The 25082-nt window shown below is 62.4% G+C and carries 27 protein-coding genes; 14 read left to right on the plus strand and 13 right to left on the minus strand.

Going from position 1 to position 25082, the window contains the following annotated elements; translation table 11 throughout:
- Positions 1-8: 8 nt before the first annotated feature.
- On the minus strand, positions 9-749 hold the full coding sequence (gene ugpQ, locus CSQ93_RS19565; RefSeq protein ID WP_099379463.1) for a glycerophosphodiester phosphodiesterase: 741 nt from the start codon (positions 747-749) through the stop codon (positions 9-11).
- 198 nt (positions 750-947) lie between these two features.
- Between ugpQ and CSQ93_RS19570 the strand changes: the two genes are divergently transcribed.
- Together CSQ93_RS19570 and CSQ93_RS19575 are read left to right on the plus strand one after the other, a co-directional pair.
- Positions 948-2051: a sensor histidine kinase gene (locus CSQ93_RS19570; RefSeq protein ID WP_099379464.1), complete on the plus strand. Its 1104-nt coding sequence runs from the start codon at positions 948-950 to the stop codon at positions 2049-2051.
- Entirely contained in the window at positions 2048-2923 is an 876-nt protein-coding gene (locus CSQ93_RS19575) for a LytR/AlgR family response regulator transcription factor (RefSeq protein ID WP_099379465.1), read from the plus strand. The genes CSQ93_RS19570 and CSQ93_RS19575 overlap by 4 nt, the downstream gene beginning before the upstream one ends.
- Positions 2924-2936: 13 nt before the next feature.
- Here CSQ93_RS19575 and CSQ93_RS19580 read toward each other — a convergent pair whose 3' ends face one another.
- Complete coding sequence (locus CSQ93_RS19580; RefSeq protein ID WP_099379466.1) at positions 2937-3263, minus strand: hypothetical protein; 327 nt, start codon at positions 3261-3263, stop codon at positions 2937-2939.
- Positions 3264-3430: 167 nt separating this feature from the next.
- Between CSQ93_RS19580 and CSQ93_RS19585 the strand changes: the two genes are divergently transcribed.
- Positions 3431-4084 carry a hypothetical protein gene (locus tag CSQ93_RS19585; RefSeq protein WP_099379467.1) on the plus strand — a complete coding sequence of 218 codons (654 nt, stop codon included), beginning with the start codon at positions 3431-3433 and terminating at the stop codon, positions 4082-4084.
- 6 nt (positions 4085-4090) lie between these two features.
- On the opposite strand, the gene CSQ93_RS19590 is transcribed toward CSQ93_RS19585, so the two are convergent.
- Positions 4091-5365 (minus strand): MFS transporter, encoded by a 1275-nt coding sequence (locus tag CSQ93_RS19590; RefSeq protein WP_099379468.1) that lies wholly within the window; start codon positions 5363-5365, stop codon positions 4091-4093.
- 103 nt (positions 5366-5468) lie between these two features.
- On the opposite strand from CSQ93_RS19590, the gene CSQ93_RS19595 reads away from it, so the two are divergent.
- Positions 5469-6371 carry a LysR substrate-binding domain-containing protein gene (locus tag CSQ93_RS19595; RefSeq protein ID WP_099379469.1) on the plus strand — a complete coding sequence of 301 codons (903 nt, stop codon included), beginning with the start codon at positions 5469-5471 and terminating at the stop codon, positions 6369-6371.
- A 69-nt stretch (positions 6372-6440) separates the two neighbouring features.
- Here the strand turns inward: CSQ93_RS19595 and CSQ93_RS19600 are convergent, their stop codons facing one another.
- From CSQ93_RS19600 to CSQ93_RS19615, 4 genes are all read right to left on the minus strand, one after another.
- Positions 6441-7313, minus strand: a complete 873-nt coding sequence (locus tag CSQ93_RS19600) for a hypothetical protein (RefSeq protein ID WP_099379470.1) — start codon at positions 7311-7313, stop codon at positions 6441-6443.
- Between the two features lie 19 nt (positions 7314-7332).
- Complete coding sequence (locus CSQ93_RS19605) at positions 7333-8121, minus strand: hypothetical protein (protein ID WP_099379471.1); 789 nt, start codon at positions 8119-8121, stop codon at positions 7333-7335.
- The gene (locus CSQ93_RS19610) at positions 8111-8623 is read right to left on the minus strand and encodes a hypothetical protein (protein ID WP_034781751.1); all 513 of its coding nucleotides are present in this window, start codon (positions 8621-8623) and stop codon (positions 8111-8113) included. Before CSQ93_RS19610 ends, CSQ93_RS19605 begins: the two co-directional genes overlap by 11 nt.
- Before the next feature lie 105 nt (positions 8624-8728).
- The gene (locus tag CSQ93_RS19615) at positions 8729-9022 is read right to left on the minus strand and encodes a DnaJ domain-containing protein (RefSeq protein WP_010395442.1); all 294 of its coding nucleotides are present in this window, start codon (positions 9020-9022) and stop codon (positions 8729-8731) included.
- A 162-nt stretch (positions 9023-9184) separates the two neighbouring features.
- On the opposite strand from CSQ93_RS19615, the gene CSQ93_RS19620 reads away from it, so the two are divergent.
- From CSQ93_RS19620 to CSQ93_RS19630, 3 genes are all read left to right on the plus strand, one after another.
- Positions 9185-10951 carry a glutamine--tRNA ligase/YqeY domain fusion protein gene (locus tag CSQ93_RS19620; RefSeq protein ID WP_099379472.1) on the plus strand — a complete coding sequence of 589 codons (1767 nt, stop codon included), beginning with the start codon at positions 9185-9187 and terminating at the stop codon, positions 10949-10951.
- Positions 10952-11152: 201 nt separating this feature from the next.
- Positions 11153-13012 carry a CHASE domain-containing protein gene (locus tag CSQ93_RS19625; RefSeq protein ID WP_233516264.1) on the plus strand — a complete coding sequence of 620 codons (1860 nt, stop codon included), beginning with the start codon at positions 11153-11155 and terminating at the stop codon, positions 13010-13012.
- A 188-nt stretch (positions 13013-13200) separates the two neighbouring features.
- A complete protein-coding gene (locus CSQ93_RS19630) occupies positions 13201-13941 on the plus strand; it encodes a glycine-rich domain-containing protein (protein WP_099379473.1) in 741 nt (246 codons plus the stop codon).
- Positions 13942-14028: 87 nt separating this feature from the next.
- Here the strand turns inward: CSQ93_RS19630 and CSQ93_RS19635 are convergent, their stop codons facing one another.
- The 4 genes from CSQ93_RS19635 to CSQ93_RS19650 all read right to left on the minus strand — a co-directional run bounded on the left by CSQ93_RS19635 (position 14029) and on the right by CSQ93_RS19650 (position 16231).
- A complete protein-coding gene (locus tag CSQ93_RS19635) occupies positions 14029-14268 on the minus strand; it encodes a hypothetical protein (protein ID WP_029496207.1) in 240 nt (79 codons plus the stop codon).
- 242 nt (positions 14269-14510) lie between these two features.
- Entirely contained in the window at positions 14511-14780 is a 270-nt protein-coding gene (locus CSQ93_RS19640) for a hypothetical protein (protein WP_099379474.1), read from the minus strand.
- A gap of 189 nt (positions 14781-14969) precedes the next feature.
- Positions 14970-15230, minus strand: a complete 261-nt coding sequence (locus CSQ93_RS19645; RefSeq protein ID WP_035825355.1) for a hypothetical protein — start codon at positions 15228-15230, stop codon at positions 14970-14972.
- Between the two features lie 83 nt (positions 15231-15313).
- Positions 15314-16231: an SDR family oxidoreductase gene (locus CSQ93_RS19650; protein WP_099379475.1), complete on the minus strand. Its 918-nt coding sequence runs from the start codon at positions 16229-16231 to the stop codon at positions 15314-15316.
- Positions 16232-16243: 12 nt separating this feature from the next.
- On the opposite strand from CSQ93_RS19650, the gene CSQ93_RS19655 reads away from it, so the two are divergent.
- From CSQ93_RS19655 to CSQ93_RS19675, 5 genes are all read left to right on the plus strand, one after another.
- Positions 16244-17269 (plus strand): CDP-6-deoxy-delta-3,4-glucoseen reductase, encoded by a 1026-nt coding sequence (locus CSQ93_RS19655; protein WP_099379476.1) that lies wholly within the window; start codon positions 16244-16246, stop codon positions 17267-17269.
- An 80-nt stretch (positions 17270-17349) separates the two neighbouring features.
- The gene (locus CSQ93_RS19660; RefSeq protein WP_099379477.1) at positions 17350-18621 is read left to right on the plus strand and encodes an MFS transporter; all 1272 of its coding nucleotides are present in this window, start codon (positions 17350-17352) and stop codon (positions 18619-18621) included.
- Between the two features lie 38 nt (positions 18622-18659).
- The gene (locus CSQ93_RS19665; protein WP_099379478.1) at positions 18660-19325 is read left to right on the plus strand and encodes a DUF1345 domain-containing protein; all 666 of its coding nucleotides are present in this window, start codon (positions 18660-18662) and stop codon (positions 19323-19325) included.
- Between the two features lie 187 nt (positions 19326-19512).
- Positions 19513-19890, plus strand: coding sequence for an HPF/RaiA family ribosome-associated protein (locus CSQ93_RS19670; RefSeq protein ID WP_034781728.1), 378 nt, complete (start codon positions 19513-19515; stop codon positions 19888-19890).
- A gap of 259 nt (positions 19891-20149) precedes the next feature.
- Positions 20150-21115 carry a GGDEF domain-containing protein gene (locus CSQ93_RS19675; RefSeq protein ID WP_099379550.1) on the plus strand — a complete coding sequence of 322 codons (966 nt, stop codon included), beginning with the start codon at positions 20150-20152 and terminating at the stop codon, positions 21113-21115.
- Between the two features lies 1 nt (position 21116).
- Here the strand turns inward: CSQ93_RS19675 and CSQ93_RS19680 are convergent, their stop codons facing one another.
- Complete coding sequence (locus CSQ93_RS19680) at positions 21117-21746, minus strand: DUF5610 domain-containing protein (protein WP_233516265.1); 630 nt, start codon at positions 21744-21746, stop codon at positions 21117-21119.
- A gap of 147 nt (positions 21747-21893) precedes the next feature.
- Between CSQ93_RS19680 and sbcB the strand changes: the two genes are divergently transcribed.
- Positions 21894-23342 carry an exodeoxyribonuclease I gene (gene sbcB / locus CSQ93_RS19685; RefSeq protein ID WP_099379479.1) on the plus strand — a complete coding sequence of 483 codons (1449 nt, stop codon included), beginning with the start codon at positions 21894-21896 and terminating at the stop codon, positions 23340-23342.
- 143 nt (positions 23343-23485) lie between these two features.
- On the opposite strand, the gene pyrF is transcribed toward sbcB, so the two are convergent.
- Positions 23486-24310: an orotidine-5'-phosphate decarboxylase gene (gene pyrF / locus CSQ93_RS19690; protein ID WP_099379480.1), complete on the minus strand. Its 825-nt coding sequence runs from the start codon at positions 24308-24310 to the stop codon at positions 23486-23488.
- Between the two features lie 156 nt (positions 24311-24466).
- Between pyrF and CSQ93_RS19695 the strand changes: the two genes are divergently transcribed.
- Positions 24467-25081, plus strand: a complete 615-nt coding sequence (locus tag CSQ93_RS19695) for a LemA family protein (protein ID WP_099379481.1) — start codon at positions 24467-24469, stop codon at positions 25079-25081.
- Position 25082 lies beyond the last annotated feature (1 nt).

Raw genomic sequence — 25082 nt, forward strand, 5'->3', positions numbered from 1 at the left:
GGAGGTTGTCAGCTTGCCTTGATCAAATCTATCCTGTCCGTACAAAACCCGTCCACGCCCCAGGCCAGCAGCTCGCTGGCCCGCTCCGGGGTGTTGACGGTGTAGCAGAACAGTCCATATCCCGCCGCCTTTACCTCTCGCGCCAGTACCGGCGTCAGCTGCCGGTGGTCGCAATGGATCGCCACCACGCCCAGTTCCTTTGCCTTTTCCGCCCAATCAGAAGGTATCTGTTCGACCAGCCAGCCGCGCGCCAGTTCCGGCGCCGCCTGGCGCGCCGCCTGCAAGGCGTCAATGCTGAACGACGACAGCAGCGGCAGCAATGCGCCAGCCGCGATTTCCTGCGCAAAGTGTTCGCGCGTGGCGCGCGCCACGGCACTGCCCGTGGGCACGTCGAAGCCGGGCGCCGGCTTGATTTCGATATTCATCCAGATGCGCTGCGCCTTGCAATAGTCCACCACGGCCTCGAACGTGGGTACGCCTTCGCCCGCGAATTGGGGGCCGAACCAGGCGCCCGCCTCCATTGCTCCCAGCTGCGCAGCCGTGTAATCGTTGACCTGGCCGCTGCCGGCCACGGTGCGGCCCAGCTCGGGGTCGTGCACGACGACGGGCACGCCGTCGGACGCCAGCATGACGTCGAATTCCACGGCGCGGTAGCCGTAGGCAAGGCCGCAGCGCAGGGCGGCCAGGGTGTTTTCAGGCGCCAGGGTGCCGCCGCCGCGGTGCGCCAGGGTGCGTGGATAGGGCCACATGGTGTTCCTTTATGATGATGAGATTGTCGATCAAGACGTCTTGCCATCATCGCGTGCAAGCGCCACCATGTAAAGGACGCGATCAGGCGATTGGCGCCATGCCAGCCCTGTTTCGTCGCAGCGGCGTTGCACCCGCATGCAGAGCCGCCCATAATTGCCGCATTGCCAACCCGAGCGCCCATCTGAAAGCTGTCCCGCATGCACCCTACCGACACCGTCCCCCGCAAGACGAGCTTTCCCTACCGGCGCCTGCTGGGCGATGCCCGCTATGCGCTACTGCTCAATGTCCTGTGCGCTCTCTTCATTACCTTCGTGCTGAGCGGTGGGCAAAGCTTCTGGCTCAACCTGCTTGCATCCATGTGCATAGGCGGCATCGCCTTCCTGTTGATCGACGGCATCCGCCTGGCTTGGTGGGGCGAGGGACGCCGCCCCCCAAGGCTGCCCTTCACTGCCCTCATCATCGTCAGCGCCGCCGTAGCACAGGTAGGCGGCACCATGCTGTTCGGCTGGCTGGCCAATATCGACGTTCCCGCGCCCGTCTCCATGTCGTCACGCAATGTCGGCATGACGGTGTTCACCTTGGCGGCGGCGGGAGCGGCCATCCTGTTCTTTGGCAGCCGCGAAAAAATCGCCCGCCTGCAAATGGAGGCGGCCCAGGAAAAAGCCCGCGCCGAATCCGTGGCGCGCCAGGCCATGCAGGCCCAGCTGCAACTGCTGCAGGCGCAGATCGAACCGCACATGCTGTTCAATACCCTGGCCAACCTGCAAGGCCTGATCAGCTTTGACCCGGAGCGCGCCCAGTTGCTGCTCGACCAGCTGATCCAGTATCTGCGCGCCACGCTCTCTTCCTCGCGCGCCGACTCCACCACCCTGGAGCAGGAATTTTCCCTGATGCAAGCCTACCTGGGCCTGATGTCGATCCGCATGGGCGCGCGCCTGCGCTTTACCTTGGACTTGCCCGAGGCCTTGCGCCAAGTCAAGGTGCCGCCCATGTTGTTGCAGCCGCTGGTGGAAAACGCCATCCAGCACGGCCTGGAACCGAAGATCGAAGGCGGCCATATCCATGTGCAGGCATCCACGGACACTGGCGTGCTGATTCTCACCGTCAGCGACGATGGCCTGGGCCTCGACCATCCGGGCCAGACCAAGGGCACGCACCTGGGCGTGGCGAATATCCGCGAACGCCTGCGCGGCATGCATGGCGATGCCGCCAGCCTGTCGCTGATCGCCAACCATCCGGCAGGCGCGACCGCCCGCCTGACATTCCCCCTTCCATCCACCATCACGAGTCCCCTCGCATGAGCCAATACACCCCACGCGCGCCACGCGCCCTGATCGCCGAAGACGAACCGATACTCGCCGCCGCCCTCGCGCACGCCTTGCAGCGGCTGTGGCCAGAGCTCGACATCGTTGCCACCTGCCCTAATGGCGTGGAAGCCTTGCGGCAAGGCCTGGCGCTGCAACCCGACATCCTCTTTCTCGACATCAAGATGCCAGGCAAGACGGGCCTGGAAGCGGCCGAGGAACTGGCGGAACAGTGGCCGGACGACATTGCGTTCCCCCACATCGTGTTTGTTACCGCCTATGACGAATATGCGCTGGCCGCCTTCGAGCACGCGGCCGCCGATTACGTCTTAAAACCCGTCAACGATGCGCGACTGGGCAAGACGGTGGAACGCCTGCAGCAGCGCTTGCGCGACAGCAGCGTTGGCAACGGCACCGCTGCAGCCACGGCAACAGCAGCGCCAGCCGAACCGGTGCCGCGAGCGCCGCAGGCAGCCGAATCCGCCAGCGACGACAACATGGCTCGCCTGCTGAGCCAGCTGCAAGCCATGCTGCCGCCCGCCCCGCGCCTGCAAATGATACGGGCGGCCGTCGGCAACAGCGTGCGCATGATCGCGCTGGCCGACGTCGTGTATTTCGAAGCGCTGGACAAATACATCAACGTCGTGTGCCAGGACAGCGAGGCGCTGATACGCACGAGCCTGAAGGAACTCTTGCCCCAGCTGGACCCGCAACAATTCTGGCAAATTCACCGGGGCACCATCGTCAACGCCAGCGCCATTGCCACGGCCGTGCGCGACGAGGCGGGCAAGCTGTCGCTGACCCTGCGCCAGCACTCGGCGCAACTGCGCGTCAGCCCTTTATATGCGCATTTGTTCCGCCAGATGTAGCTAATGCAGCTGGTTAATGCAGCTGGTGCTTCAGGTCCGATAATTCATCGTGCACCTTGAGCACGGCGCTCTTCATTTCCGGCGTGACGCTGGCCGCCGTGCCGCAGGCCCGCTTGGCGCGGTCGCCCAAGGATTCCATCTGGTCGACGGCTTGCCGGATGCGCGCATCGTCTTGCGTGTCGATGGCTTGCCGCACGGCGCTCTTTTGCTGGTCCAGCTGATTGATGCAATCCTTCAAGTCCATCGGCATGCCCTGCTGCTTGCCACACAGCTGGGCCGCCTGGCCGATCGCGTGTTCGATTGCGCCGAAGCGCCGTGCCACTTCCTTTACTTGCATCATGATGCTCTCCTGTTCGCGTGGTATCCGAGTTGGATCGCGAAGCTGGCGCAGGGTTCCCCGCCAGCGGCCATGGCATCAAAATTTCCACACGGCACTTTTTTGTAAGCGCTTGTGACATATTAGATAATTATCAAATCCTTCAGATACATTGGCGTACCTGAACCACCATGTCCTCCATGACCTCGCTGCCACCCCTGCCCCGCCGCGCTCCCGGCCTGCTGCTGATCGTCCTGCTGCACGGGGGCCTGGCATATATTGTCTTGCAATCGCGGCCGCGCGCCGTCACGGACGAGAACTTGCCGCAAGGCCCAGCCATCACCTGGCTGCGCCACACGCTCCCTGCGCCGCCCAAGCCCCGGCCATTGCCCAGCGCAACACCAGCCGCCACGCATCCGCCGCGCCTGCCGGTAACAGTTGCGGCGCCCGTCAGCCGCCCCTTGCCGCCGCCCGCCGCCGAGCAGGCGCCAGCGCCAGCAATGCCAGAAGCGATCACGGCCATCACGCCACCGAGCGCAGCCGATATCCTGGCGCAAGCCAAGCGCGACGTGGGCAAGATCGACAAGGATTTACGCAAGGAATTCCCGCAGCGGGGCGGGGAGAAATTCGAGGACACGGGCTTCAAGCGCATGCAGCAGGGCTTTGCCGAGGCCTACGCGGCCGTGCCGCCGAAATGGTACGAGGCCTCAAAGATCGAGGAGATCGGCGCCAATGAGGCCAAGGGCAGCCGCACGTATAAAATCACCAGCGCGCTGGGCACCTTGTGTGTGACCACGCGCGCCGGCAAGCAGGGGGAAACGATGATCGGCATGTGCCCCAAATAGCCGCACTCAGCCCACCGCGTCACGCGCCCCCAGCGGCTGCAAATGGCGCAGGCGCAAGGCGATCAGCACGCCGCCGCCCAGGCACAGCCCCAGCATGATGACCACGCCCGTCCAGCCGTCGAAGCCCCACATCATGCCCGAGGCGGAACCGATCAGGCTCGAACCCAGGTAATAGAACAGCAGGTAGAAGGCCGATGCCAGGGCCTGCGGCGCGCGGGCGCGGCGGCTGACCCAGCTGCTGGCGATCGAGTGCGAGGCAAAGAAGCCAAAAGTGGCCAGCGCCATGCCGATGACGATCAGCGGCAGCGAGTCGAACAGGGTCAATAAAATGCCGGACAGCATCACCGACAGCATGATCCACAGCACGCCCCGGCGCCCCAGCCGGTCCACCAGCCGGCCCGCCCAGACGGAACTGAAGATGCCGATCAGGTACAGGAAGGCCAGCAAGCCGACCGTGCTCTGGCGCAAGCCGAACGGCGCGGCCAGCAGGCGGTAGCCGATGTAGTTATACAGGCTGACGAAACAGCCCATCAGCACGAACGCCAGGCAGAACAGCCATGGCAAGCCCCGGTCGGAAAAATGCTGTTTTATCGCGTGCGGCAAGGCATTCCAGCCTTTTGTACTGGGCACGAAATTCTTCGACGCGGGCAGGCTGCGCCAGAATTCCGCCGCCGCCAGCACGCCGGCCACGCCCAGCACGCCCAGCGCCCAGCGCCACGACAGGAAATCGCTGAGCATGGACGCCACCAGCCTTCCCGACATGCCGCCAAACGCGCTGCCGGCAATATACAGCCCCATCGACAGGCCCAGGGACGGGCCCTCGATTTCCTCGCCCAGATACGCCATGGCCACGGCCGGCATGCCGCCCAGGGCCACGCCCAGCGCGGCGCGGATCGCCAGCAGCTGCGCATAATCCTGCGCAAACGCGGACAAAATAGTGAGAATCGCGGCGGAAAACATCGACGCCACCATCAGCGGCTTGCGCCCGACCCTGTCCGAGACGGCGCTCAGCAGCACCAAGGAAATGGCCAGCAAGCCGCTGGACACGGACAAGGACCAGCTGCTTTGCGCCGGCGTCAGATGAAACTGGTGCGACAGCAGCGGGAACAGGGGCTGGATGCAATACAGCAAGCTGAAGGTGGAAAAGCCGCCAAAGAACAGGGCGCGGTTGCTGCGCTTGAATTCAATGGAACCCTTGGCGATGGCCGTGCGGGGAACTGGAGCAGAAACCGGAATGGCGGATGGGGCAGCGGGGGCAAAGGCAAGCGATGAATCAGACATGGCCGTGTTTCGAAGAAGGAGCGAGTCTTCATCTTAGGATTGCCAACTCATATCGTCCAATATATATTCAAGGCCCAACTCATACTTTTAAAATATTACTTATATGGAACTGCGCCACCTGCGTTACTTTGTCGCCGTCGCCGAAGAGCTGCACTTCACGCGCGCGGCTGAACGCCTGCACATCGGCCAGCCGCCGCTGAGCCAGCAGATCCAGGCGCTGGAAGCGGAATTGGGCGCGCAGTTGTTCGAACGCAACAAACGCTCCGTGCGGCTGACGCAGGCGGGTGCGCTGTTTCTCGATGATGCGCGGCGCATCCTGGCCCTGTCGGAACAGGCAGCCGTGACGGCGCGCCGGGCCCAGCGGGGCGAAGCGGGTGAGTTGCGCATCGGTTTTACCTTTTCCACGCCGTTCACGCCGTATTTCGCCACCGTCATCAACCGCTACCGCCAGCAGTATCCCCACGTCACCCTGACCCTGCACGAAATGGCGACCCTGCATCAGCTGGAAGCGATCAGCGGCCGCACCATGGACCTGGGTTTCGTGCGCCCGCCGGAAACGACGTATCCGGACGATATCCGCCTGACGGAGTTGCGCAAAGATCCGCTCTTCCTCGTGCTGCCCGTCGCCCACGCGCTGGCGGCCAAGGATGCGATTGCCATTGCCGACATGGCGGGCGAAGGTTTTGTCATGTACCCCAAGGATGCAGGCACGGGAATTTATCCGCAGATCTTCCGCCTGTGCAAGGCGGCCGGCTTCGTGCCCCAGGTGGCGCAGGAAGCGGGCGAAGCGTCGACCATCATCGGCCTGGTGGCGGCCGGCTGCGGCATTTCCGTGCTGCCCGCCTCGTTCGACCGCATCCGCATGGATGGCGTGTGCTACCGCCCCATCGCCGACCCGCAGGCGACCACCAGTCTGTTACTGGCACAACGAGAAGAAGAGACGTCGCCGCTGGTGGCGGCGTTTGTAAAACTGGCCGAGGAAGCGGCCATGGAAGAGAAAGAATAGGCCGATGAGGTCGGCGTAGGTCGGCGTAGGTCGGATTAGCGGCAACGCCGCGTAATCCGACACCAGCGGTCACGAATAATCCGCATCCAGCTCCGAACCCGCATAGTTTTCCAGATCCTCGAACAGGCTCTTCATGCTGGCCCGCGTGAGGATTTTATGCACGACAGTGCAGCTGCGGCGGTACGAGGCGATGCGGTCAAGCAACACGGGATGGTGCTGCACGGGCACCTTGGCCACCAGGGCGGCCCAGCCTTCCTCGAAGTCGGGCTTGTTCTTGCGCACGGAACGCACAAAGCGTTCAAACTCCTTCTGACCCGTGCGCGCGATGATGCGCCCGCCGCCTTCGATGGCAAAGATGATGGCCAGGGCGATGACGCCCTCGGCATTCAAGTCGCTGTCGCTGACGGGGCCGTTGTCGTGGTGACGGCGCAGCCAGCCGGCCAGGCGCACGACGGCTTGCACTTCCTTGCGCTGTTGCAACTGCACGGCATACTTTTCATAGCCGGCCCAGTTCTGGTTCGGGTCGGCCTGGCAAATATCGATGAACAGCTCGCGCAGGCGTCGCGCAAGGTAAACGGGGTCCTGGTCGTACTCGCCCACCAGGGCGTCTTCCGGCAGCTGCGACAATTCCTTGATCAGGCGGAAGCCCACCTGGAATGCGTGCTCGGCACCGTGCTCGACGAGGAAGTCGAGCGCGGCCTGGTCGCCTTCATGCGTGACGGCCTGCTCCAGGCCCAGCGACACGCCACCCACCGTCAGGTACAGCGCTTTCTGGATGCCGTCGGCCGTGCGTTCATTCGTGAACTTCTCGGCCACCATGGCCGTGATGCCCGTCAATTCGTCGGCCAGGTCCAGCGCCGCGTCCTCGCGCGGATCGTTCGGCAACAATTTGATGGCGCGCACCAGGCGCGGAAGATTCTCTACAACAATTGCTGGCAGCATTAGACGTTCCCTGCTTTCATTACGAGAAAATGCCCGTGCCCAGGCTGCGGCGCGTGCTGGAGCGTGGCGCGCTGCGCGTGCTCGGCACTTGTTTGCGCAGGCGGTACAGCAATTCCTTGGTGCTCCGCTGCAACATGGTCGGCTCTTCGTCCGGGTCGTCCGAGTATTCCGCGTCGGCCAGGTCGGCGCTGTGGCGGAAGTCGGGGAACAGTTCGAACAACGAGCGGTCCCAGCCGTCTTCATTCGCTTGCGCCAGCTCGATGGCCAGCGGCACGACGTCGTTGTCGGACGAGGTCACGCCCGTCACATACGGTCCCTTGATGACGATCTCGCCCGCCACTTCGAGGATTTCCTTCGGCGCCATCGAGAACAGGATGGCGAACGCCGTGGCGCCCCAGTCGGTGGCGGACGCTTCCAGCAGCAGCTCGCGGCGGCGCTCGGCGTCGTCGGTGGAAAACACCACGCCGTGGATGTGCGCGAACAGCGATTCGGCGATGCGTTCCGGATCGTCCTCGATCTGGTCGTCGCTCCAGGTGGCGGCGATGAAGGCCAGGCTGTCGGCCCAGGCCTTCGGCGGCACCAGCAGGGTGGCCAGCGACATCTTGCCGCCGTCGAAGCCGGCCAGGTGCAGGGCCGTCACTTGCGGCGGGATGGCGCTCAGCACTTCCACCACGGCAAGATCGCCGTACTGGTCGGCCGCGTCGGCAAACGCCTGCTCGGCGTGGCCCAGCGAGCCGGACAGCACCAGTTCAGTGACCTGCTTGGTCAGCGCGGGCAAGTTGCTCTTTTGTTCATTGTTATCGGCCATGGTCATCTCCATCCTGGTCAAACATCTGGGCGAAATCGTCGGTGGCTTCGTCTTCATCGTGCTCGTCGTCGCCGTCGTCATTGGCGGCCAGCTGGTCGAGCGACTGGTCGTCGTCGTCCCACAGGCGCGGATTCTTGTGCAAAAAGGCCGTGATGATGGCCTGGCGCGCCAGGTCGGGGAAGCTCTCTTCGATGGCGGCGTACATCTTCGCCGCTTCCGGCGCGGCGCACGCGGCCATGGAAAACACGCGGGCCGTATCGCCGAATTCGTAGTCTTCGCTTTCGGCCAGCAAGCCTTTCGGGTCGCTGAACGTGATGTGGTCGACCAGCGCGAAGGCCAGCATGTTCACGTCTTCGATGCCGCCGCCGCTCGCGTATTCGCCCACCAGGGCGTCGACCATGCTCTTGTAGTTCTTGCGGTTCGGCGGGTCGCCGAGGATGCCTTCGATCTGGCCTTCCAGCTCGCGCGACTGGTACGCGAATTCAGGGTGTACTCTTCTCATGCTGTGCTTTCCAATGTGATGCGCGGCACTTTTACTTAAAAGCAAAAGCACCATTGTTTGTTGTTTTTCAAATCATTCGGGCTGGCCGGGCGGCCGCCAGCAGGCTTAGTCTGCCGGCAGTACCGTGCCATGCAGGCGGAACACGCCGCACCACAGGGCATAGGCTTCCGCTTCCGGGTCGATGATGATGCGGTGGTTCACGCTCTGGTCGTATTCTGCGCGCTTGGCCGGGTCGGCCAGGATTTCATACGCCTTGGTCACGCTCTTGAAGCGCGCCTCGGCGCCGGGGGCCTGGTTGCGGTCGGGGTGGAAGCGCATGGCCAGCGAACGGTAAACCTTCTTGATTTCATCGTCGCTGGCATTGGGCGCGACACCGAGGACGTTATATAAATTTTCCATAAATGGCTCCGGGGTCACGTTTTGTTTGCTAATTAAAGGCGAATTATCCTATAGAACGGCGTCGGCGTCGCTTGCATGCCGGGAAATGGGGGTAAATACGTGCTTATAAAGCGCTTGTGGTACGGTAAAATGCTTTTTACTGTCACTCTTCCGCATTGATCAATGAGCAACGATAAACCGAATACCGCCGCGCCAGCGCTGGCGCCCAATTTCTTGCGTAACATCATCGAAGCCGACCTGGCTGCCGGCGCCCATGTGCGTCCCGGCCTGCCCCAGGTGATCACGCGTTTCCCGCCGGAGCCGAACGGCTACCTGCACGTGGGCCACGCCAAGTCGATCTGCGTCAACTTCGGCCTGGCGCGCGATTATGCCGGCCAGTGCAACCTGCGCTTCGACGACACCAATCCGGCGAAGGAAGAGCAGGAATACGTCGACACCATCATGGACAGCGTGAAATGGCTGGGCTTTGACTGGGAGCCGAAGCATGCCGATGGCCAGAGCCACCTGCACTACGCGAGCGACTATTTCGACCAGCTGTACGCGATGGCCGAGTACCTGATCACGGCCGGCTTTGCCTATGTGGACAGCCAGAGCGCCGAAGACATGGCCGCCAACCGGGGCAATTTCGGCCAGGCCGGCAAGAATTCGCCATTCCGCGACCGTCCGCGCGACGAATCGCTGGCCCTGTTCCGCGCCATGAAGGCGGGCAAATTCAAGGATGGCGAGCACATCCTGCGCGCGAAGATGAGCGAAGATGCCATGAGTTCGCCGAACATGAACTTGCGCGACCCGGCCATCTACCGCATCCGCCATGCGCACCACCACCGCACGGGCGACGCCTGGTGCATCTATCCGATGTACGACTACACGCACCCGATCTCGGACGCGCTGGAAAACATCACGCATTCGATCTGCACGCTGGAATTCCAGGATCACCGCCCGTTCTACGACTGGCTGCTGGAAACCCTGTCGGCCGGCGGCTTCCTCCAGCAACCGGTACCGCGCCAGTTCGAATTCTCGCGCCTGAACCTGACCTACATCGTCACCAGCAAGCGCAAGCTGCGCCAACTGGTGGAAGAAAAAATCGTCGATGGCTGGGACGACCCCCGCATGCCGACCCTGGTAGGCATGCGCCGCCGCGGCTACACGCCGGAAGCGATTCAACTGATGTGCGAACGCACGGGCGTGACGAAATCCGACGGCTGGATCGACTACAGCGTGCTGGAAGGCTGTTTGCGCGAAGACCTGGATCCGAAAGCACCCCGTACGGTGGCCGTGCTGCGTCCATTGAAACTGATCATCGACAATTTCCCTGAGAGCGAGAGCGTGGAATGCACGGCGCCCGTGCACCCGCACTTCCCGGAGCGCGGCCTGCGCACCTTCCCCATCTCGCGCGAGCTGTGGATCGAGGAAGACGACTTCATGGAAGTGCCGAACAAAGGCTATTTCCGTTTGTATCCGCCGATCGACGACAAGCCGGGCAGCCGTGTGCGCTTGCGCTACGGCTACGTGATCGAGTGCACGGGCTACGACAAGGATGCGGACGGCAAGGTCATCGCCGTGCATTGCACCTACTTCCCCGACAGCAAATCGGGCACGGAAGGCAGCGCCAATTACAAGGTCAAGGGCAATATGCACTGGGTCAGCGCGCCGACGGCCATTCCCGCCGAAGTGCGCCTGTACGACCGCCTGTTTACCGACCCGCAGCCGGACGCGGGCGGCAAGGACTTCAAGCTGGCCCTGAATCCGCTGGCCAAGGAAGTGGTGCAAGCGTGGCTGGAACCGGGCGCGGAACTGGCCCAGCCGGAACAACGCTTCCAGTTCGAGCGCCACGGTTATTTCGCGGCCGACCGGGTTGACAGCCAGCCTGGCAAGCCCGTCTTCAACCGCATCGTCACCCTGAAAGACAGCTGGCAGCCCGCCAAATAAGGGCTGGACGGCACACGAAAAAAACCGCTGCGGCGGTTTTTTTTCGTTTCAACGAGAAATATTGCCTGTTGACTACATTCACGATAATTTTGTATATTAGGCAGCTATTGAGCAATTTGCAATTTCGATGGCGCTTGCACAACCCAGCCCAGCCTCCGCCGCCCAGGCGGCACCCGATTCCTCTTCCTGATGCGGATGGCGATGTCTTCTACTGCCGGCGAACACCCCTTAGCTGCTGAAAAAAGACCGCAGTGGCTGCTCGGCGTTGTGGTGTCGATGATGGCGGGCCTGCTGTTCTACATGGCCGCCTCGCTATCGATCGAAAGCGATGCCAGCGAACAATTCAACAATCTGGCGCGCAACACCCAGAAAAGCATCGAATCGCGCACCAAGTCGTATGCCAACCTGCTGCGCGGCACGGCCAGCCTGTTCCGCGCCAACGCACACGTGAGCCGCGAGCAATTCCACCGCTACGTGGCAAACATCGCCCTGCAACAGAACTACCCGGGCGTGATGAATCTCAATTACAGCCAGGAACTCGACGAGACGCAGCGCGCCGCCTTCGAAGCGGCCATGCAGCGCGACTATCCGCCCGGGCGCGATGGCTATCCGGCATTTGCCATCCATCCGCCCGCCCCGCGCGCCGAGTATTCCGTGCTCGTGTACATCGAGCCGATCGCCAGCGCTCCGGAAAAGTATGGCTATGACATCGCCGCGCGCCCGCTGATCGCCGAAGCGCTGGCGCTGTCGCGCGACTCCGGCCAGATCAGCAATTCCGGCGTGCCCGTGCCGATGGACGGCCGCCCCCAATTGACGGGCATGGCCATGCGCATGCCCGTGTACCGCTTCGGCATGCCGGTCGATACGCTGGAGCAAAGGCGCGCGGCTTACCAGGGCTCCGTCGGCATCGGCTACGACTTGGTGACGATGATGCGCAGCGCGCTGGCCGACATGCCGGTACGCAACGTCCGCCTGACCCTGTTCGATATCGGCCCGCAGGCGCTTGAACAGCGGGAGGTGCCGCTGCAGCTGCCGCACGACATGCGTCCCATCTTCGACAGCACGGCGGCGGGCATGCATGCGCCATGGTGGCAGCCCGGCAATTCGGGCCGCTACCTGAGCAGCACGTTGCTGATCGAGCACAATGGCCGCGCCTGGCAAGCGCTGTTCAGCGTGCGCAAGAGCGACCTGTATTCGCGCTTCGACGTCTTCCTGCCGTGGCTGGCCCTGCTGATCGGCTTTGCCAGCACCATGCTGCTGTATGTACTGTTCCACACCCTGGCGTCGTCGCGCCGGCGCGCCATCCAGATGGCGACGGGCATGACGGAGGAATTGCGCGCCAGCCAGATCCGATTGCAACTGTCGCACCAGAAACTGCGCCGCCTGGCAGCGCATGCCGACCAGATCAAGGAAGAAGAGCGCAAGCGCATCGCGCGCGAAATCCACGACGACCTGGGACAGAACCTGCTGGTCTTGCGCATCGATGCCGACATGCTGGCCTCGCGCACGCAGCGCCGCCACCCGCGCCTGAACGCCCGCGCCCGCTCAACTCTGGAGCAGATCGACGCCACCATCAAGAGCGTGCGGCAGATCATCAACGACTTGCGCCCTACCGTGCTGGACCTGGGCGTGAATGCGGCCGTCGAATGGCAGGTGGCGCAATTTCGCCAGCGCACGGGAATCGCCTGCGAAGTGAGCGAAAGCCATGACGACATTTGCCTCAGCGACCAATGCGCGACGGCCCTGTTCCGCATCCTGCAAGAGTCGCTCAGCAATATTTCCCAGCATGCGAATGCCAGCCGCGTGCAAGTCAAGCTGGAAAAATGCCACGATACGGTGTCGATGAGCATCAGCGACAACGGCGTGGGCGCGGCCATCGACGGGCGCAACAAGCTGGGCTCGTTTGGCCTGGTGGGCATCGAGGAACGCATCAAGTTGCTGGGTGGCACTTTTTACATCGAAAGCAGCCCCGGCGCCGGCATGAGCGTACACGTCAGCGTGCCGCTGGGCGCGGACGCCACCGCCTTTCCCTACCAGGAAGAAAGCCGAGCCAGCGGGTGACAGCCGCGCGCCCGCACGAAGCAAGCTCAGCTTGCATATTTCGTAATTAGATGCAATATTGATGTAGAACAACTCAGCGCCCGCCCGCCATGGGCCAGGCATTCCTCGACTACTTGCCAGGAGTACACACGCACCGCTTTTCCTTGTTACACCGCAGTTCCCACAACGCTCTTTACCAAAGGACATTCATGGATACGAACGACAGTTTCAAAGCAATTGCCGATTTGAATTTGGACGCGATCAAGGTCAAACTGATGCACCGGGAGTCAGGCGAAGGATGGAGTCTGGAGAAGGCGAATGCAGTGGAATTCGAATACCGCCGCTTCCTGATCCTGATGAAACAGTTTCCGGAAGAAGAAACGGCGCCTTTGATGGACGTCGACACCTTCTGGCACTACCACATCCTCGACACCCTGAAATATGCGGCAGACTGCGAACAGGTGTTCGGTTACTTCCTTCATCACTTCCCCTACATCGGCCTGCGCGGCGAAGATGACGAAGCGGCGCACCATCGCGTGGGCGAGCGCATGAAGCAGTTGTATGAACAAACGTTCGGGGAAGATTATATCCGCGCAGACACGGCGTATTCGGGGCGCGCCGTACAGGCGGCGTATTCGGGACGGGCGGTACAGGCTGCGTATTCGGGACGGGCAGTGCAAGCTGCGTATTCGGGACGGGCTGTCCAAACAGCATTTTCCAGTGCAGCGGTACAGGCGACGGCTTACTCGGGCCGGGCCGTTCAGACGGCGTTTTCCAGTGCGGCGGTGCAGGCGACGGCGTATTCGGGCCGCGCGACCGGGGCTGCCAACACCGCATTTTCCAGCGCCCCTGCTTCACTGGCCGCGGCGGTGGTCAAGTCGTCCTCGACTGGCCTGGAAATGGGGCGTTTCTATGTCGATCGTCCGGTGCTGAACCGCGACCCGCAATAGAAAAGCGGAAAACAGATGTGGCTGCCGCACGCGGCAAGCCTGGCTTACCCAGACGGCACCTCTCAGCTTGCCGTCTGTCAGGCGCTCTTAGGCAGCCATCAACTCGCGCAGTTCACGAATGCTGAAATCGCTGATTTCATGCATGCGGATGAGGATCGTGGCGCCGATCGGCAAGGTATTGTGACGAATCTTGCTGATGACCGGTGGCGCCACTTCCAGGGCTCGCGACAAGGCGGCATCGTTTTTCAGTTGCAGCTTGTCGATGATCGCATCGAGGACGCGATTCGGGTTGTAGGTAGGCAAAGAGGTAATTTGTTTGAGAGACATGATCGAAAATCCGTACTTGTTGTATTAGAGCAAAAAGAAACCGAATGTCTCTTCTGCAATAATTCAGGGTAAACACACTAAAAAGCGCCATCACTTATGCGGCTTTTAGGCCGCAAACAATATAATACACGCTATTGTTGATTTTTGCGTAACTTAAAGCAAAATTGTGATAATTGAAGAGAATTGACGCACTTGGAATGTGCTAGAGGATAACTCAAATCGGAAAAATTTGCTGCAAGTCATCAATTTTTACGATGAGCAACACCGCTATGCATGAGCCAGACTATGGCCATGAGGGTGCTGAGGCGGGCCATTTCCGCAGATAAATGCCAGCCTTGCGCGGCCACGCCGGCCGGGGTGGCAAGCGGGCAAGTGCCCGGGAGGGCATCTACGCGGCACCAGGCCAGTTGCCGGCGGATTTCATCGGGCGGCGGCGGCGGCTGCAGCGCACGTTCGCGCCGGCGCATGTAGGCGCGTACCTGTTCCTTGCTGGGGTGATTCGTAGCTCGCATGCCTTGCTCCTGCTGACGGGAAACAGCGTCACGCTGTTCAGAGCCCGCCACAAGAGCCCAGACGCGTGACGACATTGCTCACCATATCGCCAGCGCGCCATGACGCGTTTGCGCTGCGTCAAAGGCACGGCCCCGGCGTTGCGCCGAAGCCCGTACTGCGCCATGACTCCAGCGGCCTGGCTTTCGTCCTTATTTCTTTTGCTGACGCACGCGCTGCTGCTGTTTTTCCTGCGTTTGCTGGCGATTCTGTTTGCGCTCGAACAAGGTGACCGCATCTTTCTTGGCTTGCTCGGCGGTACGCATTTCCTCATGCGCATCGTGCGGGACAAAAAATTCGGCGTCCTGCGCCGCCACGACCAGCTTGATGGCGGCCTCGTCGTCGAGGTCGTACAGTTCCGTCAGGACGGTGGTGACCTCGTCCAGGTATTCTTCGTAAGTGAGGGTGCTCATGCTGTAGTCCTTAAGTGAGTGGCGCAACGCGGGAACGGCGCGCTGCGCGCCGGCCCAGCAAAGTGCGCAGATAACCGGCCATTTTACCCGATGCCGGCGCCATCGGCAGACAGCGCCTGCAAGGCATCGGCCACGCGCGCATAGCGCAGACGCACGCCCAGCTCGCGCTTGAGGCGCGTATTGTGCAGGCGGCGCGATTCGGACATGAACGACAGCAGCATCGGCGTGACCACTTGCTGCAACTCGGCACGCGGCAGGCGCGGCGGGCGTGGCAAGCCGAACGTGTCGGCCACGGCGTCGAAATACTCGGCCATCTTGAGTTCGCTGTCATCGCTGGCGTGATACACGCGTCCCGGCTTGCCCCGCCACAGGGCCCGCTCGATGATGCGCGCCAGGTCATCGGCATGGATATGGTTGGTGTACACATCGTCGCCCGCGGCCAGGGCTGGCGTGCCCTCGCGCAAGCGTTTCAACGGTAAACGGTCCTCCGCATAAATGCCGGGCACGCGCAGGATGGCCACCTTGGCGCCGCGGCGCGCGCCCCAGCCGCGCAAGACCTGTTCAGCGTCGACGCGCCGCTTCGCGCGCGCATTGCCTGGTGCCGTCGGCCGCGTTTCATCGACCCAGGCGCCGGCGCAATCGCCATACACGCCGCTGGTGCTCACATACACCATGCGTGCATGCTCGGGTAAAATGGCGGCCAGATTGCGCGTGCGCTGGTCCAGCAAGCCCGACGACAAGGGCGGCGCCAGGTGCACGATCATCGACGCCAGTCCCGCCAGCCGTTTCAGGCTGGCGCGGTCGTCGAGGTTGGCCACGATGGGCACGGCGCCGGCCGCCCGCAACTGCGCGCAGCGCGCCGGCTGGCTGGTGACGGCAAAGACGCGGAAGCGCGCCGCTAGCTGCGGCAACAGACGCAGGCCGACGTCGCCGCAGCCCAGGATCAGCAAGCGCGGCAAGCCCACCGGCTTGCGCAAAGAGTGCATTAACATATTTTTCATCTCAAGGATTGTATGACTTTTCAAATTACTGTTCAGCCCAGCGGCCATCAATTCAGCTGTGAAGCGGACGAAACCGTCCTGTCGGCGGCGATACGCGCCGGCGTCGGCTTGCCGTACAGCTGCAAAAGCGGCGCCTGCAGTTCCTGCAAGGGCAAGATCGTCTCCGGCAACGTACAGCATAAGCCATACCAGGCCCGCTCCCTGACGGAAGATGAAGCGGCCGCCGGCTACTCACTGCTGTGCTGCGCCGTGCCCCAGGGCGACCTCGTGGTGCAGGCGCGCGAAGTGGCGGGCAGCAGCGACTACCCGATCAAGAAAATGCCGTCGCGCGTGACCACCATCGAGAAAGTCGCTCCCGACGTCGTCGTGCTGACCCTGCAATTGCCGGCCAGCGAGCGCCTGCACTACCGCGCCGGACAGTATATCGAAATCATGCTGCGCGACAACAAGCGCCGCAGCTACAGCATGGCCAGCGCGCCCGTCGAAGGCGGCCCGGTCAGCCTGCACATCCGCCACATGCCGGGCGGCCTGTTCACCGACCAGGTGTTTGGCAGCATGAAAGAGCGCGACATCCTGCGCTTCGAAGGCCCGATGGGCACCTTCTTCCTGCGTGAAGACAGCGACAAGCCCATCGTGCTGCTGGCCTCGGGCACGGGCTTTGCCCCGCTGAAAGCCATCGTCGAGCACATGATCAACGAGCAATCGCCGCGCCCGATCACCCTGTACTGGGGCGGCCGCCGTCCGCACGACCTGTACATGGACGCGCTGTGCCGCCAGTGGGCCGCCGACTTGCCGCAGTTCACCTATGTGCCCGTCGTGTCGGACGCCCTGCCGGAAGACGCGTGGAAAGGCCGCACGGGCTTCGTGCACCAGGCCGTCATCGCCGACTTGCCGGACATGTCCGCGTATCAGGTGTATGCCTGCGGCGCGCCCATCGTCGTCGAGTCGGCCAACCGCGATTTCGTGCAACTGTGTCAACTTCCAGCCGACGAGTTCTACGCGGACGCCTTCACCACGGAAGCCGACCTAGCCAAGTAAGCATCCAGACAGCGGGGTGCTGCTGGCGCGGCATCCGCTGCCGCCACCCGCCTCACCCCGTCGTGCCCTGGAAAGTATTCATGTCTCTCGCCTCTGCCGGCAACGGCTTCAGTATCCTGCGTCACCGCAATTTCGCCTTTTACCTGTCCGCCCGCGTGCTGGGCACCGTGGCCGTGCAGATGCAAAGCGTGGCCATCGGCTGGCAGGTGTACCAGATCACGGGCAGCCTGTTCGACCTGGGCCTGATCGGCCTGGCGCAATTCGCCCCCTTCCTCGTCTTGATTTTGCCGGCCGGCCACGTGGCCGACCGCTATAACCGCCGCAATATCATCGCCTGGTGTCTGGCGGCACAACTGGCTTGCGCGCTGGCCCTGCTGGCGTTTACGTTAAGCAATATTTCCATCGTCTGGCCCGTGTTTGCCGTGCTGGTGCTGTTCGGCAGCGCGCGCGCCTTCATGATGCCGGCCACGCAAGCCGTGCTGGTCAACATGGTGCCCACGCAACACTTCAGCCGGGCCGTCGCACTCAGTTCATCGAGTTCGCACGTCGCCATCATCCTCGGCCCCACCCTGGGCGGCTTGCTATATTACTTCGGCCCCAAGGTCGTGTACCTGATCTCGTCCGCGCTGCTGGTCGTATCCGTCCTGCTGATGCGCGCCACCACACCCGCGCCGCAAGTGGTGAAGCGCGAACCCGTCAGCTGGCATACCCTGCTCGAGGGCTTGCGCTTCGTCTGGTCGAAACCCATCGTGCTGGGCGCCATTTCGCTCGACCTGTTTGCTGTGCTGTTCGGCGGCGCCACGGCCCTGCTGCCGGCGCTCGCGCACGACGTGCTGCATATCGGCCCCAGCGGCCTGGGCTTGCTGCGCACGGCGCCGGGCGCAGGCGCCGCCCTATGCTCGATCGCGCTGGCCATCTTTCCCATCACGCGCCGCGTGGGCGCGTGGATGTTCGGCGGCGTGGCCGTCTTCGGCCTGGGTACCCTGGTGCTGGGCAGCACCAGTTATTTCCCGCTGGCCCTGGCGGCCTTGTTCCTGATGGGCGCCGGCGACATGGTCAGCGTCTACATCCGCCACTTGCTGGTGCAGTTCGAGACACCGGACGAGATCCGCGGACGGGTCAGCGCCGTCAACGCCGTCTTCATCGGCGCCTCGAACGAGCTGGGCGAGTTCGAATCGGGCTTGACGGCCGGCTGGTTCGGCCTCGTACGCGCCGTGCTCTTCGGCGGCGCCGCCACCCTGGCCGTGACGGGCATCTGGGCCGTGCTGTTCCCCGTGCTGTCGCGCATGGACCGCTTCCCCCACCACGAGAAGGAAGCGGCCGCCAGGACGGCCACCGCGACCGCAAACTAAGGGCTAAGATGCGCTATCGCCACTGACCAAGCCGCACCATGAAAATCACGCTTCCATTCCACAGCTTCATCCGCAGCCGCCCCCACCTGAGCATGGCCACGGCCATCGGCGTGGCGGCCGGCCTGTTGCTGCCCTCTTCCTGGCAACAGATGACGCGCTTGCTGACGGCGTGGAATGTCGCCGTCTGGTTCTACCTGGCGACGATGGCCTGGATGATGATGCGCGCCAACCACCACAAGGTCAAAGCCATGGCGGCGCGCCAGGACGAGCGGGCGGCCACCGTCCTGTCGGCCCTGTCCGTCGCATCCGTAATGAGCCTGGTGGCCATCGTCTCGCAGCTGTCCTCGATGAAAGACATGGCGCCGGACGAGCGCGCGCTGCACTACGGCCTGACGATACTCACCCTGGTCGGCTCGTGGTTCCTCGTCGGCACCCTGTTCTGCTTCCACTATGCCCACCTGTATTACCAGGCCGACCCCGCACTGCGCCCCCTGAAGTTTCCCGACGACGAGCAAGAGCCCGATTACTGGGATTTCCTGTATTTCGCCTTCACCATCGCCGTCGCCGTGCAAACGTCGGACGTTTCCGTGCAGACGCGCATGATGCGGCAGATCGTGCTGGGCCAATCCGTGCTGAGCTTTTTCTTCAACCTGGTCGTGCTGGGGCTGTCGATCAATATCGCGGCTGGACTCATCAATGGCTGAAAAATAATTTCGTAGCGGAAACTTGACCTGGCTGAAGGGTTAAGCGCATCTTAATCGTGCGCACCCTCTTGAAATACTGGAAAGAGGAGTAAGATAAGTTCCATGCACAGAAATCATGTGCATGAGGCAGCAACCAGGCCGCAGCACGCCTGAGATGGGTTTTTTTTGAATTGACAGGAGTAAGCATATGCAAATCAATATTCATACCGACAGCACCATCGCCAACACCGCTGGACTGAACGAACATGTGCAATCCGTACTTGAAAGCGCACTGAACCGCTTCCGCGACAACCTGACCCGCATCGAAGTCCACATCAGCGACACGAATGGCCCGAAAGGCGGCGCCGACGATATCCGCTGCGTCATGGAAGCACGCGTTGCTGGCTATCAACCGATCGCCGTGACCGAACAGAACGCCACCGTGCATCAATCCGTTGCCGGCGCCACTGATAAACTGAAACGCGCCATCGATAGCGCCCTGGGCCGCCTGCAAGACAGCAAGCGCCATGCCACCGGCAAGAATGCCGTGATCGATACGGCCGAAGCGGAAGAAACCGCCGAGTAACTCCCCACCCGCAGGATTTCCAGAGACTGAGGCAGCCGTTCAAGGCTGCCTTTGCACATCTGCCCCGCCTTTCGCGCGCACCAACATCCATAACAAAACCGCAAGCATTCCAGCGTATTAACGCGGCAATGAAATAATTGTCGTATTTCTCACAGTAAGTGACCTCAAGCAAGCCTTTGCCGTTACAGCCAAGGCTGCTTTACGCTATCATGAAGCTACCGGCCCCCTGCTCGCGCGCCGGCTTTTTGAAAGTGTGATTGTGGAACAGATCGGCAACTTCGGCGCTTCAGGCTGCAACATCGGCGATTTACAGCTATTTCGCGATGGGGCGGATAGCCAGACGGCCGCCATGCTGGCGCCCTGCCCCGTCATGCGCCTCGAAGCGGGCGAAGCTATTTCCGACACGCAAGGCGCCAGCCTGTACATCGTCCTGCGCGGTTCGCTGGCCGTGGCCGCCGACACCCACACGGGCATGGATGATGGCACCGTCAGCAAGGTCTTGCCCGGCGAAAGCGTGGGCGAACAGTCGGTGCTCGATGAAGCGAGCAACCTGGCCGCCATTTCCGCCCTGGAAGAAACCGATTTGCTGGTGATCGACGCGGCCATCGTCTGGGAATTGATCGAACAGTCGAACGGCCTGGCGCGCAACCTGCTGCGGCTGCTGTCCTTCCGCATCCGCGCCGCCAATGCCCTGCTGCGCCGCCGGCAAAAGCTAGGCGAATTCTACCGCCAGTTGTCGATGGTCGACAGCCTGACGGGCTTGTACAACCGCGCCTGGCTGACGGATCTGCTGCCAAACATGATCGTCACGGCCCACGCCAGCGGCTCGCCGCTGTCGCTGGTGATGATCGACCTCGACCATTTCAAGCGTTTCAACGACACGCACGGCCATCAGGCGGGCGACCAGGCACTGCGCATCGCCGCACAAGTGCTGGGCGCGGCCCTGCGGCCCACGGATTTTGCCGTGCGCTATGGTGGCGAGGAAATGATGGTGATCTTGCCCGATACCAACGAACACGTGGCCCTGCGGGTGGCCGAGCGCCTGTGCGAGCGCATGCAGCTCGCCGTCATCTTCGCCGACATGCGCAGCGCGCTGCCGCACATCACGGGTTCCTTCGGCGTGGCCAGCCTGGCGGCAGAACAGGACGACCATGCGCTGATCGCGGCCGCCGACGCGGCGCTCTACCGCGCCAAAGCATCGGGCCGCAACAGGGTCATGCTATAGATCAGGCAGCCTTGCTGTCGGCCGGCTTGCTTGCATCCGGCTTGGCAGCATCATCCTTCTTGCTGCTGTGCGCGGCGATGAAGTCGGCGTAGCCCTTCTGCACCAGTTCATACGTCTTGTCGATATTGCCGGCGATATCGCCATTCAGTACTTTCAAGCCGCCCAGGATGTCGCGCGCTTCCTTGAAGCCTTTTTCCATGCCGCCGTTGATGGTGTCCATGAACTTGGTCAGGGCTGTATCGTCGTCCATGCCGGGATTCTGTTTCTTGAACGCATCAAAAAATCCCGTCGACAGCGATACAATGCGGCTCGCCGTCGCTTCGGCGCTGTTATCCTGCGAGGCCGCATTCTGGATCGCGTCCTCGCCGTACTGGCCCTTCAGCGCTTCATTGATGTTGGTGATGGCCGTCTTGTACAGCAGCGCCAGCGGCTCGTTCTCGGAACCGATCGACACGTTCAGCGAGGCCTGCATGATGGAAGCGTTCAACTGCAGCTTGGTGCGGTCATTCACGCTCATTTCAGCGTTGATACCGTCCTTTTGCTGGACTTTATCGTCCTTGCCGGCAACACCCGTACTGACGGAAGTCACGGAAGGGTTGGAATTGCCGCTTGCGGCGATGGGAATTGACACGATAGACCTCCTTGAACGGGCAATGTATGCCACCATGCGGAAAACGCGATGATGACCATCCTCTCGTGTAGTATCGGCAGGTTTTCAGAAAACTGTAGCAGCGGCTGCTTTTAGCGGCCCGGATAACCAATCAAGCAACGACCATCAATGACTAACCAGACCTTTCTTTGGCACGACTACGAAACCTTTGGCGCCCAGCCGCGCCGCGACCGCCCGGCCCAGTTCGCCGCCATCCGCACGGATGCGGACCTCAACGAGATCGGCGAGCCGATCATGCTGTATTGCCAGCCTGCCAATGATTTCCTGCCCGACCCGCAATCGTGCCTGATCACGGGCATCACGCCGCAGCAGTGTCTGCAGCTGGGCGTGCCCGAGCACCAGTTCGCCGCCACCATCGAAGCGGCCTTTTCGGAGCCGGGCACCATCGGCGTGGGCTACAACACCATCCGTTTCGACGATGAAGTCACGCGTTTCCTGTTCTGGCGCAACCTGATCGACCCGTATGCGCGCGAATGGAAGAACCATTGCGGCCGCTGGGACATCCTCGACGTGGTGCGCATGACGCACGCGCTGCGCCCGGAAGGCATTCAATGGCCGAAGCGCGACGATGGCCAGACCAGTTTTAAACTGGAACACTTGAGCAAGGCCAATGGCCTGGCCCACGAAGCGGCGCATGATGCGCTGTCCGACGTGCGCGCCACCATCGCCCTGGCGCGCCTGATCAAGGAAAAGCAGCCGAAACTGTTCGAATTCTGCCTGGCGCTGCACAAGAAGGACAGGGTCGCCAGCGAAATGGGCATGCACCTGGCCGCCAGCGAGCGCCAGCCTTTCCTGCACGTGTCGGGCATGTTCCCCGCCGAGCGGGGCTGCCTGGGCGTCGTCTGGCCGCTGGCCACGCATCCGAGCAACAAAAATGAAATCCTCGTCTGGGATTGCGCCTACGACCCGCGCGAACTGTTCGCGCTGGACGCCGACACCATCCGCACGCGTTTATTTACACGCAAGGATGCCATGCCGGAAGGCATGACGCGCCTGCCCGTGAAAAGCGTGCACCTGAACAAATCGCCCATGCTGGTCGGCAATCTGAAAACTTTGTCGCCGGCCATGGCCGCGCAATGGGGCATCGATCTGGACGCGGCGAAGGTCAACGCGCAACTGGCCGCGACGGCGCCGAACATGGATGCCATCTGGGCCGAAGTCTTCCAGCGCCCGGGCGCAAATGTCGCGCTGGACGTAGATGAGGATTTGTACAATGGTTTCGTCAGCAACGACGACCGCCGCCTGCTCGAATCCTTGCGCCGCGACACGCCGGCCAAGCTGGCCACGGCCCGCCCCTCGTTTGCCGACGAGCGCCTGCAGGAATTGCTGTTCCGCTACCGCGCCCGCAATTTCCCGCAAACCCTGAGCGAAGCGGAAAGCCTGCGCTGGGAACAGCACCGCGCCGCCCGCCTGTTCGACGGCGACGCCGGCGCCCGCACCATCGAAATGCTGTTTACGGAGATCGATGTGCTGTCGGAATCGGTCGATGAGCGGGGAGAGGAAATTCTGGGAGAACTGTACGATTACGCGGAGATTGTCGCCCCCCAGCGCGATTAGTAGCACCTAAGCAAACCTACTGCGCGTCGGTATAGGTGGCCTGCGATGCTCACCGTACGCTAGTACGGTTGCGCTTCTCGACCACCTCTCCCTTCCGCTCGCTACGGTTTGGTTAGGCGCTGTGCGGCTAACTGTAGATAGTTTTATACAGAACGATGCGCATTGATCGCATCGCGCGTTTCAATGGCCACGCGGCGCGCCGCGGCGGCGAAGTCTTCGCCAGCCTGCGGCGTGGCGTAGATGATGGCGCGCGACGAGCTGATCATCATGCCCATGCCGTTCGCCGTCTGGCCCGCGCCGACCGTGGCGGCAATATCTCCGCCCTGGGCGCCGATGCCGGGCACCAGCAGCGGCATGTCACCGACGATGGCGCGCACTTGCGCCAGCTCTTCAGGGAAGGTGGCGCCGACGACGAGCGCGCACTGGCCATTCTTGTTCCATTTCTCGGCCACCAGGCGCGCCACGCGCTGGTACAGCGGTTCGCCGTCCGTATTCAGGAATTGCAGGTCGGAGCCGCCCGGGTTCGAGGTGCGGCACAGGATGATCACGCCGCGGTCTTGCCATGCCAGGTAGGGGTCGAGCGAATCCTCGCCCATGTACGGGTTCACGGTGACGGCGTCGGCGCCGTAGCGCTCGAACGCTTCGCGCGCATATTGCGTGGCCGTCGCGCCGATGTCGCCCCGTTTCGCGTCGAGGATCAGCGGGATGTGCGGATAGTTTTCGCGCACGTAGCGGCAGATGTCTTCCAGCTGCTTTTCCGCACCCAGCGCGCCAAAATACGCGATCTGCGGCTTGAAGGCGCAAGCCAGGTCGGCCGTGGCGTCGATGATGCGCGTGCAAAAGGTGGTGATTCCATCAGGCAAATCGCGCAGTTCGGCCGGCAGTTTCGCCAGGTCGGGGTCCAGGCCCACGCACAGCAGGGAATTATTGGCCGTCCATGCGGCGGATAATTTATTGATGAAATTCACGGCACACCTTCTCTATATTCAGTTGCAAACCCCGTATTGTAACGCGGCGCGGCCCTATCAAGTCAGCCGGTGGTGGCGGCCAACGCTTATTAAACCGACATGGCGGGCCGTTTCAGGTATATTTGCCTCACCTCCCTTACTCGCACGGAACCCATCATGCAAATCACCAATCAATTCACCAAATGGCTGCGCCTGGCCTTGAGCGTCACCGTCCTGGCCGGCATCCTGACGGGCTGCGGCTACAACGACTTCCAGAGCAAGGACGAAGCCACCAAGGCCGCCTGGGGCGAGGTGGTCAACCAGTACCAGCGCCGCGCCGACCTGATCCCCAACCTGGTGAACACCGTGAAGGGCTATGCGACGCACGAGCGCGAAACCCTGGAAGCGGTGACCAAGGCGCGCGCCGCCGCCACCAGTTTCCAGATCACGCCCGAAGTGCTGAACGACCCGGCCGCGTTCGAAAAATTCCAGCAAGTGCAGGGCCAGCTGTCGTCGGCCCTGTCGCGCCTGATGGTGGTGTCCGAGAAATACCCGGACCTGAAAGCCGACACCAGCTTCCGCGACCTGCAGTCGCAACTGGAAGGCACGGAAAACCGCATCACCGTGGCGCGCCAGCGTTACATCGTGGCCGTGCAGGATTACAACGTGCATGCGCGCAGCTTCCCGAACAACCTGACGGCCATGGTCTTCGGCTACAAGGTCAAGCCATCGTTCACGGTGGAAAATGAAAAAGCCATCTCGACCGCACCGAGCGTCAACTTTGGCAAATAAG

The sequence above is a fragment of the Janthinobacterium sp. BJB426 genome (assembly GCF_002735705.1).
Classification (GTDB): domain Bacteria; phylum Pseudomonadota; class Gammaproteobacteria; order Burkholderiales; family Burkholderiaceae_D; genus Janthinobacterium.

Excerpts from the sequence above, each read along its gene's own strand:
- ugpQ (WP_099379463.1), bottom strand. The coding sequence starts at position 749 with ATGTGGCCCTATCCACGCACCCTGGCGCACCGCGGCGGCGGCACCCTG.
- CSQ93_RS19570 (WP_099379464.1), top strand. The coding sequence starts at position 948 with ATGCACCCTACCGACACCGTCCCCCGCAAGACGAGCTTTCCCTACCGG.
- CSQ93_RS19575 (WP_099379465.1), top strand. The coding sequence starts at position 2,048 with ATGAGCCAATACACCCCACGCGCGCCACGCGCCCTGATCGCCGAAGAC.
- CSQ93_RS19580 (WP_099379466.1), bottom strand. The coding sequence starts at position 3,263 with ATGATGCAAGTAAAGGAAGTGGCACGGCGCTTCGGCGCAATCGAACAC.
- CSQ93_RS19585 (WP_099379467.1), top strand. The coding sequence starts at position 3,431 with ATGTCCTCCATGACCTCGCTGCCACCCCTGCCCCGCCGCGCTCCCGGC.
- CSQ93_RS19590 (WP_099379468.1), bottom strand. The coding sequence starts at position 5,365 with ATGTCTGATTCATCGCTTGCCTTTGCCCCCGCTGCCCCATCCGCCATT.
- CSQ93_RS19595 (WP_099379469.1), top strand. The coding sequence starts at position 5,469 with ATGGAACTGCGCCACCTGCGTTACTTTGTCGCCGTCGCCGAAGAGCTG.
- CSQ93_RS19600 (WP_099379470.1), bottom strand. The coding sequence starts at position 7,313 with ATGCTGCCAGCAATTGTTGTAGAGAATCTTCCGCGCCTGGTGCGCGCC.
- CSQ93_RS19605 (WP_099379471.1), bottom strand. The coding sequence starts at position 8,121 with ATGGCCGATAACAATGAACAAAAGAGCAACTTGCCCGCGCTGACCAAG.
- CSQ93_RS19610 (WP_034781751.1), bottom strand. The coding sequence starts at position 8,623 with ATGAGAAGAGTACACCCTGAATTCGCGTACCAGTCGCGCGAGCTGGAA.
- CSQ93_RS19615 (WP_010395442.1), bottom strand. The coding sequence starts at position 9,022 with ATGGAAAATTTATATAACGTCCTCGGTGTCGCGCCCAATGCCAGCGAC.
- CSQ93_RS19620 (WP_099379472.1), top strand. The coding sequence starts at position 9,185 with ATGAGCAACGATAAACCGAATACCGCCGCGCCAGCGCTGGCGCCCAAT.
- CSQ93_RS19625 (WP_233516264.1), top strand. The coding sequence starts at position 11,153 with ATGTCTTCTACTGCCGGCGAACACCCCTTAGCTGCTGAAAAAAGACCG.
- CSQ93_RS19630 (WP_099379473.1), top strand. The coding sequence starts at position 13,201 with ATGGATACGAACGACAGTTTCAAAGCAATTGCCGATTTGAATTTGGAC.
- CSQ93_RS19635 (WP_029496207.1), bottom strand. The coding sequence starts at position 14,268 with ATGTCTCTCAAACAAATTACCTCTTTGCCTACCTACAACCCGAATCGC.
- CSQ93_RS19640 (WP_099379474.1), bottom strand. The coding sequence starts at position 14,780 with ATGCGAGCTACGAATCACCCCAGCAAGGAACAGGTACGCGCCTACATG.
- CSQ93_RS19645 (WP_035825355.1), bottom strand. The coding sequence starts at position 15,230 with ATGAGCACCCTCACTTACGAAGAATACCTGGACGAGGTCACCACCGTC.
- CSQ93_RS19650 (WP_099379475.1), bottom strand. The coding sequence starts at position 16,231 with ATGAAAAATATGTTAATGCACTCTTTGCGCAAGCCGGTGGGCTTGCCG.
- CSQ93_RS19655 (WP_099379476.1), top strand. The coding sequence starts at position 16,244 with ATGACTTTTCAAATTACTGTTCAGCCCAGCGGCCATCAATTCAGCTGT.
- CSQ93_RS19660 (WP_099379477.1), top strand. The coding sequence starts at position 17,350 with ATGTCTCTCGCCTCTGCCGGCAACGGCTTCAGTATCCTGCGTCACCGC.
- CSQ93_RS19665 (WP_099379478.1), top strand. The coding sequence starts at position 18,660 with ATGAAAATCACGCTTCCATTCCACAGCTTCATCCGCAGCCGCCCCCAC.
- CSQ93_RS19670 (WP_034781728.1), top strand. The coding sequence starts at position 19,513 with ATGCAAATCAATATTCATACCGACAGCACCATCGCCAACACCGCTGGA.
- sbcB (WP_099379479.1), top strand. The coding sequence starts at position 21,894 with ATGACTAACCAGACCTTTCTTTGGCACGACTACGAAACCTTTGGCGCC.
- CSQ93_RS19695 (WP_099379481.1), top strand. The coding sequence starts at position 24,467 with ATGCAAATCACCAATCAATTCACCAAATGGCTGCGCCTGGCCTTGAGC.